Annotated in this window: 12 protein-coding genes; 8 read left to right on the top strand and 4 right to left on the bottom strand. The window is 69.1% G+C overall.

The window, feature by feature from the left end; all coding sequences use genetic code 11:
* Positions 1–3 precede the first annotated feature (3 nt).
* Positions 4–1,191, bottom strand: coding sequence for an NAD(P)/FAD-dependent oxidoreductase (locus ACSHWB_RS21965; protein WP_439663871.1), 1,188 nt, complete (start codon positions 1,189–1,191; stop codon positions 4–6).
* Between the two features lie 177 nt (positions 1,192–1,368).
* Here ACSHWB_RS21965 and ACSHWB_RS21960 point away from each other — a divergent pair, with 177 nt between their 5' ends.
* From ACSHWB_RS21960 to ACSHWB_RS21950, 3 genes are read left to right on the top strand one after another with little or no spacing between them, the layout of a single operon-like run.
* Complete coding sequence (locus ACSHWB_RS21960) at positions 1,369–1,569, top strand: hypothetical protein (RefSeq protein ID WP_093599065.1); 201 nt, start codon at positions 1,369–1,371, stop codon at positions 1,567–1,569.
* A 53-nt stretch (positions 1,570–1,622) separates the two neighbouring features.
* Positions 1,623–3,125: an AMP-binding protein gene (locus tag ACSHWB_RS21955; protein ID WP_439663870.1), complete on the top strand. Its 1,503-nt coding sequence runs from the start codon at positions 1,623–1,625 to the stop codon at positions 3,123–3,125.
* A gap of 29 nt (positions 3,126–3,154) precedes the next feature.
* On the top strand, positions 3,155–4,465 hold the full coding sequence (locus tag ACSHWB_RS21950) for a response regulator transcription factor (protein ID WP_439663869.1): 1,311 nt from the start codon (positions 3,155–3,157) through the stop codon (positions 4,463–4,465).
* A gap of 234 nt (positions 4,466–4,699) precedes the next feature.
* Here ACSHWB_RS21950 and ACSHWB_RS21945 read toward each other — a convergent pair whose 3' ends face one another.
* The gene (locus ACSHWB_RS21945) at positions 4,700–5,938 is read right to left on the bottom strand and encodes a helix-turn-helix domain-containing protein (RefSeq protein WP_439663868.1); all 1,239 of its coding nucleotides are present in this window, start codon (positions 5,936–5,938) and stop codon (positions 4,700–4,702) included.
* Positions 5,939–5,966: 28 nt separating this feature from the next.
* Here ACSHWB_RS21945 and ACSHWB_RS21940 point away from each other — a divergent pair, with 28 nt between their 5' ends.
* From ACSHWB_RS21940 to ACSHWB_RS21930, 3 genes are all read left to right on the top strand, one after another.
* Complete coding sequence (locus ACSHWB_RS21940; protein ID WP_439663867.1) at positions 5,967–6,098, top strand: hypothetical protein; 132 nt, start codon at positions 5,967–5,969, stop codon at positions 6,096–6,098.
* A gap of 125 nt (positions 6,099–6,223) precedes the next feature.
* Positions 6,224–6,706, top strand: a complete 483-nt coding sequence (locus tag ACSHWB_RS21935) for a PH domain-containing protein (RefSeq protein WP_439664649.1) — start codon at positions 6,224–6,226, stop codon at positions 6,704–6,706.
* Positions 6,703–8,247, top strand: a complete 1,545-nt coding sequence (locus ACSHWB_RS21930; protein WP_439663866.1) for a PH domain-containing protein — start codon at positions 6,703–6,705, stop codon at positions 8,245–8,247. Before ACSHWB_RS21935 ends, ACSHWB_RS21930 begins: the two co-directional genes overlap by 4 nt.
* On the opposite strand, the gene ACSHWB_RS21925 is transcribed toward ACSHWB_RS21930, so the two are convergent.
* The gene (locus ACSHWB_RS21925; RefSeq protein ID WP_439663865.1) at positions 8,226–9,161 is read right to left on the bottom strand and encodes a GlxA family transcriptional regulator; all 936 of its coding nucleotides are present in this window, start codon (positions 9,159–9,161) and stop codon (positions 8,226–8,228) included. The genes ACSHWB_RS21930 and ACSHWB_RS21925 overlap by 22 nt on opposite strands.
* 77 nt (positions 9,162–9,238) lie before the next feature.
* On the opposite strand from ACSHWB_RS21925, the gene ACSHWB_RS21920 reads away from it, so the two are divergent.
* Entirely contained in the window at positions 9,239–10,498 is a 1,260-nt protein-coding gene (locus ACSHWB_RS21920; RefSeq protein ID WP_439664648.1) for an MFS transporter, read from the top strand.
* On the opposite strand, the gene ACSHWB_RS21915 is transcribed toward ACSHWB_RS21920, so the two are convergent.
* Positions 10,430–11,950, bottom strand: a complete 1,521-nt coding sequence (locus tag ACSHWB_RS21915) for a helicase HerA-like domain-containing protein (protein ID WP_439663864.1) — start codon at positions 11,948–11,950, stop codon at positions 10,430–10,432. The genes ACSHWB_RS21920 and ACSHWB_RS21915 overlap by 69 nt on opposite strands.
* Before the next feature lie 72 nt (positions 11,951–12,022).
* Between ACSHWB_RS21915 and orn the strand changes: the two genes are divergently transcribed.
* Entirely contained in the window at positions 12,023–12,628 is a 606-nt protein-coding gene (gene orn, locus ACSHWB_RS21910) for an oligoribonuclease (RefSeq protein ID WP_439663863.1), read from the top strand.
* Positions 12,629–12,639: the final 11 nt, after the last annotated feature.

Below are 12,639 nucleotides of genomic sequence, written 5' to 3'. Positions count from 1 at the left end.
GATCTAGGCGAGAGAGCCCAGGTCCGCCTCTCGCAGCTGTTCCGGCGTCACAGTCGCCTGCGCGTCCACCAGCGCCTTCAACGCCGTGCCGTGGTCCCAGACGTTGACGTTCATGGCCGCCCGCAGCCGTCCGTCGCGCAGCCAGAACGCGATGAACTCGCGTGAGGCCACGTCGCCGCGCAGGACCAGCTCGTCGTCGGGGCCGGCCAGGCCGCGGTACTCCATGCCCAGGTCGTACTGGTCGGTGAAGAAGTACGGCGACTTCAGGTACGGCTCGTCCAGCCCGATCAACGGCCCCGCCACGTGCGTGCCCTGGTCCTTCGCGTTCGCCCAGTGCTCGACGCGGACGCGGTGGCCGTAGCGCGGGTGCTCCTGCGCCGCGATGTCGCCGGCGGCGAACACGTCGGGCGCGGACGTGCGCAGCAGCGCGTCCACCGCGACGCCGCCCTCGGCCAGCTCCAGACCGGCGGCCTCGGCCAGTTCGAGCCGGGGTGTCGCCCCCACGGCCAGCACCGTCACGTCCGGATGCAGCTCGGTGCCGTCGTCGAGCCGCACGCCGGACGGCGAGAAGCCCGCGACCCCCGTGCCCAGCTTGAACTCCACGCCGTGCTCGGTGTGCAGTCCGCGGAACATCGCGCCCATCTCCGCGCCCAGCACGCGGATCAGCGGTTCGGCCTGCGGGTCGACCACCGTGACGCGGCAGCCGTGGGCGCGCGCGGCGGACGCGACCTCGCAGCCGATCCAGCCCGCGCCGACGATCACGACGTGCCTGCCCTCGCGCAGAGTGGACTTCAACGCCAGCGAGTCGTCGATCGTGCGCAGCACATGTCCTTGTGCGCCATGGAGAACGCGCGGGCGCGATCCCGTCGCGAGCAGGAGCCGGTCGTAGGGACGCACTGCTCCATCCGAGTCGACGATCGTGTGATCGCCGGGCCGGACCTCCAGCACGGACACCCCGAGCTGGAGGTCGATCTCGTTGTCGGAGTAGAAGCCCGGCTCGTGCACCCACGCGGGTTCGGCGGCCTTGCCGAGCAGCACGTCCTTGGACAGCGCGGGAAGTTCGTACGGGCGATGGTGTTCGGTGCCGAACATGGTGATCTTGCCGCCGTAGCCGCGGTCTCGGAGCGCGCCCGCCGCGGAGGCACCGGCGAGGCCAGTACCTGCGATCACAATGCGTTGCGGTTCCGCCATTTTCACCCCTCCAGGTGACCAGGTCTCATCCCACGTGCGACGCTATCCGCAGCTCGGCACGGTCGCCGGACGGAGAACACGAAACCGCCGTCATGACCAACGGTGACGCGCGTCTCTACTGACGCGAGCACCGGCACCACCGGGCCGGCGCGCCGAGTGACCTGGAGGAAGAAACCCGTGGGAGCCCAAGAGGAGTGGCAGGTGAGCTGCCGCGACATCGCTTCGCGCCGACGGGACATGACGGTGTTCGTCAGCCAGGGGCACATAGTGATCACCGTGCCGCCGGGAGAGGCCGCCGTGCTGACACCACTGGAGGTCGGCCGTCTGCGGGCGGCGCTGCGCGATGCCGTCGTGAGCGCGTCCAACACCGATATGTGACCGCCATCACACCGTTACCTACTCGCTAGTAGGTAGATGGCAGAGTGGGTCGCATGGTGACCCGCGTGCTGCTGACCCTGGTCAAAGCCGGAGTGATCCGGCCGTTGGGCCCGCGTGGGCTCGCCGGCACCGTGCGCGGGTATCTGCAGTGGGACATCACACTGGCGTGGGGCTTCCAGACCGGCGCGGGACGGCACCCGGACCGCGCGGCGATCATCGACGACGACGGCGTGCTCACGTACGCGGAAGTGAACGAGCGCACCAGCCGGCTCGCACACGCCTTCCGCCCCAAGGAACGCGTCGGCCTGCTGTGCCGCAACGGCCGCGCGTTCATCGAGACGATGACCGCGTGCACGAAGATCGGCGCGGACGCCGTCCTGCTCAACACCGGCCTGAGCAGAGGACAACTGGCCCAGGTCGCGCAGGACCAGGAGATCGGCAGGATCGTCGCCGACCGCGAGTTCGCCGACGTGCTCCCCCCGGACGTCCCGGTGTTCTTCACCGACGAGCTCGAGTCGCTGATCGCCAACGGCTCCACGGCGGCACTGCCCCGCAGGCCTCCGCGCGGCCGCCTGATCATCCTCACCTCCGGCACCACCGGCACGCCGAAGGGCGCCCGCAGGCCGGAACCCGCGAGCCTCGCCCCGGCCGCCGCACTGCTGTCGCGGATCCCGCTCAAACACGGCGACGTCATCTCCATCACCTCCCCGCTCTTCCACGCCTGGGGCCTCGCCGCGTTCCAGCTCGGCCTCGTGCTCGGCGCGACCCTGGTGCTGCGCCGCAGGTTCGACCCGGCGCAGGCGCTGAAGGACGCCGACAGGTGCACCGCGATGTTCGTCGTTCCCGTGATGCTGCAACGCATGCTGGAGACCTCGCACCGGCCGAAGCTGCGGGTCATCGCGTCCAGCGGCTCGTCGCTGCCACCGCGCGTCGCCGCACGCACGCTCGAGGAGTTCGGGCCGGTGCTCTACAACCTCTACGGCTCAACGGAAGTGAGCTGGGCCAGCATCGCGACACCGGAGGAGATGCTGCGCGAACCCGGCACGGCGGGCAAACCACCGCTCGGCACCAGACTGGCCATTGTGGACTATCGGGGCGAACCCGTGGCACCGGGCGAGACCGGGCGCATCTTCGTGGGCAACGAGATGCTGTTCGACGGCTACACCAACGGCACGAGCAAGGAGTCGCTGGACGGCCTTATGTCGACGGGCGATCTCGGTTATCTCAAGGACGGCCTGCTGTTCGTGGCCGGCCGCGACGACGAGATGATCGTGTCAGGTGGTGAAAACGTTTACCCGCACGACGTCGAGGATTTGCTCTCGACGCTGGACGGCGTCACGGAGGTCGCGGTTCTCGGTGTGCCGGACGACGAGTGGGGCCAGCGACTCGCCGCTTTCGTTGTAGGCGCAAAAACACTGACGGCTGAACACATACGTGAACACGTGAAGGCGAATCTGGCGCGGTACTCCGTTCCCCGGGATGTTTTCTTCGTCAACGAGTTGCCTCGCAACGCAGCCGGAAAAGTGTTGAAACGTCAATTGCGCGAGCACCACTAGAGTCAGCCTCCGAATGAGGGGGCTCCACCATGACGGTTCCGGGCAGGACCGCGGATCCGCGATCCAACGCTGTGCACAACCTGCGCGAGGCGCGCATCGCCCTGGACGAGGGCAGGCCGGGCGAGGCGCTGGAGTACGCGGAGAAGGCCGTGGCCGCGTTCTCGTGGCTGGACGACGCGGAGGGCGTGGCGGAGGGCGTGCTGGCGCAGTCGGTGGCGCTGGGCAAGCGAGGGCTGTGGCCCAGCGCGCTCGACACGATCGACAAGGTGCAGAAGATCGCGGCGGCGAACCGCCACATCGGACTCCAGGCGCGGTGCAGCTTTTCCCGTGCCGTGGTGGAACTGCGTCTCGACTCGCGGGAGCGGAGCTTCAACTCCTTCGCCCGCGCACTGGGTCTCGCGGAGCTCACCGGGGACAACGAGCTGATCGGCTCGGTGCTGTTCGAACAGGCGCGGGTGATGCGCATGCAGTACCACGAGCACTGCATGATCCGCACCGAGGAGAGCCGGTGCAGCCTCGACGGGGAGCCGTGCGTGCGCAAGCTCCGCCGCGCGGAAGCGTTGTGCGCGCAGGTGCGCGACCGCTGGAAGACCCTCGGCGATCCGGTGCGGATGGCGATGGTCAACGTCCTGCTGACACACGTGCGCATCGATCTGGGTGAACTTGACCGCGCACACCGCAGCTGGCAGCGCGCTGACCAGTTGCTTGCCGGAAAGAACCGCCCGGTGGCACGGGCGGAGGCGCTGATGGCGCGGGCGCGGCTCAGCGGTGCGCGGGGACGTCACCCCGAGCAGATCAGCCAGCTCACCCAGGCCGCCGAACTCGCGATGAGCTGTCTGGCACGGGAAGTGGCGGTGCACGCGCACCAGCAGCTCAGCGAGGCGCACGAACGGTGCGGCGATCTCGAGCGGGCGTTGCGGCACGCGCGGCTGCAACTGGAGCAGTACCGGTTGTGGGAGTTGCAGGAAGGCCGCGATCTGCTGCGGATGCGTGAGCACGACCTGTCGTCACGGCTCGTGGAACAGTTGGCGCACAGGCGTTTCGAGCCCAAGCGCGAGGACACGGTGGTGCGCGTGCCGAACGCCGGTGAGCTCCACGAAACCGGTACCGCGGAACACACGAACACCCGGATCGCCCGCGCACTGCGAGCAGGACTCACCAAACGCGGCATCGAGGTGCTGCGGCTCGTGGCCGCCGGGGCGAGCACGGCGATGATCGCGGAGTCGCTCGGCTTGTCCCCCAAGACCGTGCAGAACCACCTCCAGCGCATCTACACGACCCTTGACGTCAACGGCCGCGCCGGTGCCATCGTCTGGTGGATGAACCTGACCACCATCTAGTCATTCGCAGTCAATTCCTTGACAACTGAGCCGACCAGCCTTGCCGGTGATCGCCCGTTCGGTCGCTTGCCGCCGACCGAGAACTGCCGGTTACCGGGTGTTTTACCCATGTTTGCGCGGTGTAATTGGGTGATGTGATGGGTAACTGGTCTGTGTCATGCTCCGTTAACAAGGTGTCCGGTTAATGAGCGAGGGGCGGTCATGACCAGGCAACGCCGCCTAGCGCCGAAGGCACTAGTGCTTGCGCAGCGCGATGCGTGCCACGTCCCGCCAGAGCAACGGGTCGACGCCCTCGGGGTTGATGTGCTCCAGCAACGCGGCCAGCGCGGCGCGTGCGTCGGCGCCACCGGCCGGATCGACCTCGTCCGCCGCGCGCACGAGCAGGAGGTGGCACCGCAGCTGCAGTTCCGCGTCGAGGTGCCCGGTGGCGAGCGCGACCTCCGCCAGTTCGCGCGCCCGGTCGACCTCCCCGTCGCGCAACGCCAGTTCCGCCCGCAGGGCGCGGGCGTGCGCGAGGAGGTTCTCCTGCCGGCGCATCGCCGCGACCGTCGTCTCCACCTTGTCCAGCAACGCGACCGCGTCGTCGAGGTTCGCTCCCGGTGTGCGCAGCACGATGGCCGCACCGGCCAGGCGGACGCGGCAGCGGTACTCGGGGTCACCGTCGAAGTCGTCGAGCATCGCGACGGCCTCGCGGATGCAGTGCGCTGCCTCCATGCGGTCCCCCAGACGATCCGCGACCTTGGCGCGCACCCACCACGTGGAGATCGCGAGCCGGTCGCGGCCGAGTTCGGGCAGCCGCACGGAAAGCTGGTCCACGACCTGTTCGGCGTCGGCGAGACGGCCCGCACCGGTGAGCTCGGCGCACAACGAGATGAGTGCGCGGGTGTGCACGCGACGCACCCGTTCGCCGTCACCGCTCGCCAGCTCGACGGCCTCGCTCGCGGCCTTCACGGATTCGGCCGTCCGGGCGAGGCGCCGCAACGAGGATGCGCGCAGGATCTCCACGAGCGCGTCCACCGCCGGACCGGGAGACCACGACTTGCGCAGCTTCGCCGCCGCCAGCAGCAGACCCTCGTGGTCGCGCTGCCTGGCGAGCATCACCAGGCGCGTCCAGCGCACGCACCAGCCGAACATCTCCTCGTCGGACCGCTTTCCCAGCGTTTCCAGCAGATCGACGGCCATCACCAGGTCGCCGTCGTGGTACGCGAGCAGCGCCTCGCACCACGCCAGCGCCTCGTCCTGCATCGCGGTGCGGTCCTCGTCGACCATCAGCTCGGACGGGTCGACGCCGAGCACCTCGGCGAGCCTGCGGACGACGGTGGGCGACGGCACCCGTTCGCCGGACTCGAGCCGCGACACGTAGCTCATGGAGACACCGGGGCACGCGAGGTCCTTTTGCGACAAACCGCGCTGCAGCCGGACCGCCCGCAACCGCGCACCGAACCTCGTCAACGACTTCCTGCCCTCATCCACGGCCGCCACCTAACGAAGGAGCCCCTCAATGAAGTTGAACACTATCGCTCGAACCGTCGCGGCTGTGATCCTCAGTTTGGGGGCGCTGCTGGCGATGAGCGGTGCGGCATCGGCTGACAACCCGGACATCTTCACGCCGCCGTACTGCGCCCAGCCCTGACCGGATCGCGTGAGCCGGGGTGGTCCCGCCTCCCTCGCAAGCAGGACCACCCCGGCCACCGACACACCAATTGACACACCTGACCACACCACCAGGTACGAGTGAGGCACCCTTGTGGGGTGACTCTGCAACTGCGCACACCTCGTCACCAGGTGAGCCCGAAGTCCGTCCTGCTGTGGACGATGCAGGCCGCCGTGTTCTGGCTCGTGCTCTTCGTGCCCCAGCTGATCGTGTTCCTGCTGGTGGACGAGCCGCCGACGTGGGAGCTGGCGCTCTTGATCGCCACACTGGTCGTCGGGATCGTGCACACCGCGGTCGAACCGAGCTGGCGCTACCGCGTCCACCGCTGGGAGACCACGCAGGACGCCGTCTACACCCTCTCCGGCTGGCTGAACCAGGAGTGGAGGGTCGCGCCCGTGTCCCGGATCCAGACGATCGACACGAAACGCGGGCCGTTCCAGCAGTTGCTCGGCCTGTCGACCGTCACGGTGACGACGGCGTCGGCCGCCGGTCCCGTGGAGATCGAGGGCCTGGACCACGAGGTCGCGCAGAGGCTCGTGGTGGAACTGACGAACACCACGCAGGCCACGCCCGGTGATGCCACGTGACCGCTGAGGTTCCCGCCGGACTGCCCGCCGCACCGGAGTTCACCGAGCCGCTGCAGGAATGGCACCGCCTGCACGTGCGGATGCTGGTCGTGCGGCCGCTCAACGAGGGCATCGCGATGCTGGTGCCGATCCTCGTGCTGCTGTTCACCGGCAACGGCGAGAAGTGGCGGCTCATCGCGTCCGGCGCGACGGTCGCGGCGATCCTCGCGTTCAGCTACCTCATCTGGCGCACCACGAGGTACCGCATCACCGACGACCAGGTCGAGCTGCACACGGGCCTGTTGACCCGCAAGCAGCTCGCGGTGCCGCGTGATCGCATCAGGACGGTCGACCTCACCTCCAAGCCGGGCCACCGGATCTTCGGGCTCTCGGCGGTGCGGATCGGCACGGGACAGCAGGACGTTCCCGGCACGGACGGCCTCACGCTCGACGCGGTGACGCAGCAGGAGGCCGAACGGCTGCGGTTGTTGTTGCTGCAGAAGGGAGTCGCGCCCAAGGCGACTCCCGAGGGCGAGGACGCGGACCCGGTTCCGCTGCCCGAGTCCGAGGTCATCTCGCAGCTCGACCTGAAGTGGCTGAAGTTCGCGCCGCTGTCGTTGTCGGGTCTCGTCGCGATCGGCGCCCTGTTCGGCGTGCTGTCGAACTACGCCGACGACCTCGGCCTGCACCCCGTGCAGGACCTGTGGGAGTGGTTGTTCGAGAACCCCAGCCTCGCGCTCTTCGCCGGGTTCCTGGTCGTGCTGGCCGTGGTCGGGCTGGTGCTGTCGATCCCGCTGTACATCCTTCAGTTCTGGAACTACCGGCTGACCCGCGAACCGGACGGAACCCTGCGCGTGCAACGGGGTCTGCTCACCACCCGGTCGGTTTCGGTGGAGGAGCAACGGCTTCGCGGCGTCGACATCCAGGAACCGCTGCTGGTGCGCGCCGGCAAGGGCGCCAAGCTCGCCGCGGTGACGACGGGCCTGGGCTCGAAGGGCGAGAGCAACCTGCTGCTGCCGCCCGCGCCGTTGTCCGTGGCGCACCAGGTGTCGCGGGACGTGCTGAAGGTCGGCAACGACCCGACGACGCTGCGGCTGCGCAAGCACCCGTTCGCCGCGTTGCGCCGCAGCATGGTCCGGCACACGATGCCGTGGATCGTGATCGCCGTCGGTCTCGCGGTCTTCGCGCCGTCGTGGGCGTGGCCGATCCCGGTGGCGATCCTCCCGTTCGCCGCGCTGGTCGGCTGGGACAACTACCGTTCACTTGGCAATGCGCTGGACGAGCGTTATCTGGTGACGCGCAACAACTCCCTCGTTCGCAGCACCGTCGCGTTGCAGCGCACCGGCATCATCGGCTGGCGCATCCACCGGTCGTTCTTCCAGCGCCGCAGCGGGTTGGTGACGATCGGCGCGACCACCGCGGCGGGTGCGGGTGTCTACCACGTCACGGACGTCGGCGAGGCGGACGGACTGGCGCTGGCCGACGAGGCCGTGCCGGACCTGCTGCGCCCGTTCCTGGTCGACGAGTCCGCTGTGGACGGTCAGGCCGAACGGAACGTCTGACGGTAGGCGCTCGGCGAGACCCCGATCGAGGCCGCCAGCTGCTGCCGCAGAGCCGCGCCGGTGCCGAAGCCGGCGTGGTTCGCGACCTGGTCGACCGGCAGGTCCGTGGACTCCAGCAGGTGCCGGGCGCGGTCGACGCGCTGCTGCGTCAGCCACTGACCCGGTGACATGCCGGTCTCGGCGCGGAACCGGCGGGTGAACGTCCGCACGCTCATCTGCACCTGCGAGGCCATCGCGGCCAGGTCGAGCGGTTCTTGGAGGCGCTCCAAGGCCCACTCGCGGGCGAGCGCGGTCGAGGTGTCCGGGTAGCTCGGCACCGGCCGGTCGACGAACTGGGACTGGCCGCCCTGCCGCCACGCGGGCACGACGCAGTAGCGGGCGATCCAGTTGGCGACCTCGCTGCCGTGGTCGGACCGGATGACGTGCAGGCACAGGTCGATTCCCGCGGCGACACCCGCCGACGTCAGGATGTCGCCGTCGTCGATGAACAGCACGTCCGGGTTCAGGCGCACCTTCGGGTAGAGCGCGCGGAACTGGTCGGTGGTGCCCCAGTGCGTCGTCGCGGGCCTGCCGTCGAGCAGCCCGGCTGCGGCGAGCACGAACGCGCCCGTGCAGATCGACATGATCCGGCGCGCGTTCGTCGTCGTGAGCGCCTCCAGCACTGCCGGTTCGAGCCGGCCCTCGCGCGCGGGCTTGTAGTGGGTGCCCGGCACGAGCACCGTGTCCGCGTCTTGGAGCACCTCCAAGCCGTGCTCGGGCGCGATGGTGAAGCCACCGGTCGTGGGGATCGGGCGGCGGCCCGGCGAGCAGACGACGACCTCGTAGCGGTCCGCGAGCCGGGCGAACATGTGCGTGGAGCTGCCGATGTCGAAGGCGACCGACTGCTCGAGCGCGAGAACGGCGATCCGGTGCATGGCCTGATTCTTTCACATGTTGGCCATCGGGCCACTGGTTGAAGCGTCGGCCATCGCCGAACCTTGTCGGCGTGAGACTGCATTGGGCCTGGGTTGTCGCAGGCGTGTCCTTCATCGCCTTGGTCGGTGCCGCGTCGTTCCGCGCGGCGCCGGGCGCGTTGATCGAGCCGCTGCAAGCGGAGTTCGGCTGGAGCACCGGCACGATCTCGCTCGCCATCTCGATCAACCTGTTGCTGTTCGGGTTGACCGCGCCGTTCGCGGCCGCGCTGATGGACCGGTTCGGCGTGCGGGTCGTGGTGACCTGCGCGTTGACGCTGGTCGCGATCGGCAGCGGCCTGACGGTGTTCATGACCGCGTCGTGGCAGCTGGTCCTGCTGTGGGGCGTCGTGGTCGGGCTAGGCACCGGCTCGATGGCGCTGGCGTTCGTCGCGACGATCACCGGCCGCTGGTTCGTGCGGCACCGCGGCCTGGTCACGGGCGTGCTGACGGCAGGTGGCGCGGCCGGACAGCTGGTGTTCCTGCCGACCGTGGCCTGGCTGTCCGAGTCCTACGGCTGGCGGTACGCGTCGCTGGTGATCTGCATCGCCGCGCTGGCCGTCGTGCCGCTGGCCGCGTTCTTCCTGCGCGAGTACCCGCGGGACATGGGGCTGTTGCCGCTCGGCGCGACCGAGGACACTCCCCCGCCGCCTGGTGGTGGTGCGGCGAAGCGCGCCCTCGGTGCCTTGAAGATGGCCGCGAAGACCCGGCCGTTCTGGCTGCTCGCCGGTGGGTTCGCGATCTGCGGCGCGTCCACGAACGGCCTGGTCGGCACGCACTTCATCCCCGCAGCGCACGACCACGGCATGCCGACGACGACCGCGGCCGGGTTGCTGGCGCTGGTCGGGGTGTTCGACATCGTGGGCACGATCGCGTCCGGCTGGCTGACCGACCGCGTGGACTCGCGGCTGCTGCTGGCGGGCTACTACGCGTTGCGCGGACTCTCGCTGATGCTGCTGCCCCAGCTGTTCGGCGAGTCGGCGCACCCGTCGATGCTGGTGTTCATCATCTTCTACGGCCTGGACTGGGTCGCGACCGTGCCGCCGACCGTGGCGTTGTGCCGCCAGTACTTCGGGATGTCCGGGCCCGTCGTGTTCGGCTGGGTGTTCGCGTCGCACCAGCTCGGCGCGGCCCTCGCGGCCTCGGCTGCCGGGCTCACCCGCGACCACCTGGGCAGCTACGACCTGGCCTGGTACGTCGCGGGCGCCCTGTGCATCGGCGCGGCCGTGCTGTCAGCGTCGCTTGCGCGAAGTCCCGAACAGGCCTCGCGTGATCTCGCGCGCCAGGGCGCTGCCGGCTGACCGCAGGAACGACTTCACGGCGCTGTTGCCGAGCACCTTCTCGACCATCCCCGGTTCCTCCTTCTCCTGACGGGGAGGAGCCGGGGCTTGCTGCTGCTGTTCTTCCTGCGGCGGCGCGACCTTCTGCATCAGCTGCTCGTAGGCCGACTCGCGGTCGATCGTCTCCGAGTACTTGCCGTGCAGGTCCGACGACTGGGAGGCCTGCTTGATCGCGTCGTTTCCGATGGTGTCCATCAACGACCGCGGCGCCCGCAGCCGGGTCCACGCGACCGGCGTCGGCGCGCCCTTCTCGCTGAGCACGGTGATGATCGCCTCGCCGATGCCGAGCGACGTGAGCGCCTTCTCCAGGTCGTAGTGCGGCGTCGTCGGGTACGTCTTCACCGTGCGCGCCAACGCTTTCTGGTCGTCCGGCGTGAACGCGCGCAGTGCGTGCTGGACGCGCGCGCCGAGCTGCGAAAGCACGTCGTTCGGGATGTCGGTCGGCAGCTGCGTGCAGAAGAAGACGCCGATCCCCTTGGAGCGGATGAGCTTCACGGTCTGGGTGATCTGGTCGAGGAACGCCTTGGAGGCGTTGGAGAACAGCAGATGCGCCTCGTCGAAGAAGAAGACGAGCTTGGGCTTCTCGACGTCGCCCTCCTCCGGCAACGTCTCGAAGAGCTCCGCCAGCAACCACATCAGGAACGTGGAGAACAACGCCGGGTTGCCCTGCAGCTCGGCCAGTTCCAGCAGGCTCACGACACCCTTGCCGTCGCGCTGCCGCATCAGGTCGGCCGGGTCGAGCTCCGGTTCGCCGAAGAACCTGTCGCCGCCCTGCGCCTCCAGGTTGACCAGCGCCCGAAGGATCACCCCCGCCGTGGAACTGGAGACACCGCCGATGCCCTTGAGGTCGGCCTTGCCCTCGTCGCTGGTGAGGTGCTGGATGACGCTGCGCAGGTCCTTGGTGTCGAGCAACGGCAGGCCGCGGCTGTCGGCCCAGTGGAAGATCAGGCCGAGCGTCGACTCCTGGGTGTCGTTCAGGCCGAGCACCTTCGACAGCAGGATCGGCCCGAAGCTCGTGATCGTGGCGCGCAACGGCACGCCGAGACCGCCCGTGCCGATCGACAGGAACTGCGTCGGGTACGACTGCGGCTGCCAGTCGTCACCCGTGTCGGCGGCCCTGGCCTTGGTCCGGTCGCTGTCCGCGCCCTGCTGCGACAGACCGGACAAGTCGCCCTTCACGTCCGCCATCAACACCGGCACACCGTTGTTGGAGAGCTGTTCGGCGAGCAGCTGGAGGGTCTTGGTCTTGCCGGTTCCCGTTGCGCCGGCGACAAGTCCGTGGCGGTTGACCATGGCCAGCGGGATGCGGACGTGCGCGGTCGACTCGACACTCCCGTCGACCAGCACCGCGCCGAGCTCGATGGCCGCGCCCTCGGACGCGTACCCAGCAGCGATCTCAGCTTGAGCCGTCATGCACGAGGAGCGTAACCAGGTTGCTGCACGCCGCCACTCGAAGTTGACGCTCCGCGCAGTAATGTTTCCGGCGTGATGGATCGTCTGGTGTGGATCGACTGCGAGATGACCGGACTCGACTTGGGCAAGGACGCTCTGATCGAGATCGCGGCACTGGTCACGGACGCCGAGCTCAACGTGCTCGGCGACGGCGTGGACATCGTGATCCACGCGGATGACGAAGTGCTCGCCTCGATGCCGGAAGTCGTCATGCAGATGCACGCCAAGTCGGGCCTGACCGAGGAGGTGCGCGCCTCCGCCGTGTCGCTGGAGGAAGCAGAGGCCGCCGTGCTGGCCTACATCAAGGAGTGGGTCCCCGACCCGCGGACCGCTCCCCTGGCCGGCAACTCCATCGCCACCGACCGCGGCTTCATCGCCCGCGACATGCCGGCGCTGGACGCCCACCTGCACTACCGCATGGTCGACGTCTCGTCGATCAAGGAGCTGTGCCGGCGCTGGTACCCGCGCATCTACTACGCGCAGCCGGGCAAGGGCCTCGCGCACCGGGCGCTCGCCGACATCGTCGAGTCCATCCGGGAGCTCGCGTACTACCGGCGGACGGCGTTCGTGCCGCAGCCGGGCCCGTCGTCCGAGCAGGCCCAGGCCGTGGCCGCTGACCTGCTGAAGAACACCGACTGAACCTCGCGAGT

It is taken from the genome of Lentzea sp. HUAS TT2, assembly GCF_051853195.1.
Lineage (GTDB): Bacteria > Actinomycetota > Actinomycetes > Mycobacteriales > Pseudonocardiaceae > Lentzea.
Note: the sequence above shows the minus strand (reverse complement) of the source record. Positions and strands in the feature narration are given on the sequence as shown.

Excerpts from the sequence above, each read along its gene's own strand:
- ACSHWB_RS21940 (WP_439663867.1), top strand. The coding sequence starts at position 5,967 with ATGAAGTTGAACACTATCGCTCGAACCGTCGCGGCTGTGATCCTCAGT.
- ACSHWB_RS21915 (WP_439663864.1), bottom strand. The coding sequence starts at position 11,950 with ATGACGGCTCAAGCTGAGATCGCTGCTGGGTACGCGTCCGAGGGCGCG.
- ACSHWB_RS21950 (WP_439663869.1), top strand. The coding sequence starts at position 3,155 with ATGACGGTTCCGGGCAGGACCGCGGATCCGCGATCCAACGCTGTGCAC.
- ACSHWB_RS21965 (WP_439663871.1), bottom strand. The coding sequence starts at position 1,191 with ATGGCGGAACCGCAACGCATTGTGATCGCAGGTACTGGCCTCGCCGGT.
- ACSHWB_RS21955 (WP_439663870.1), top strand. The coding sequence starts at position 1,623 with ATGGTGACCCGCGTGCTGCTGACCCTGGTCAAAGCCGGAGTGATCCGG.
- ACSHWB_RS21925 (WP_439663865.1), bottom strand. The coding sequence starts at position 9,161 with ATGCACCGGATCGCCGTTCTCGCGCTCGAGCAGTCGGTCGCCTTCGAC.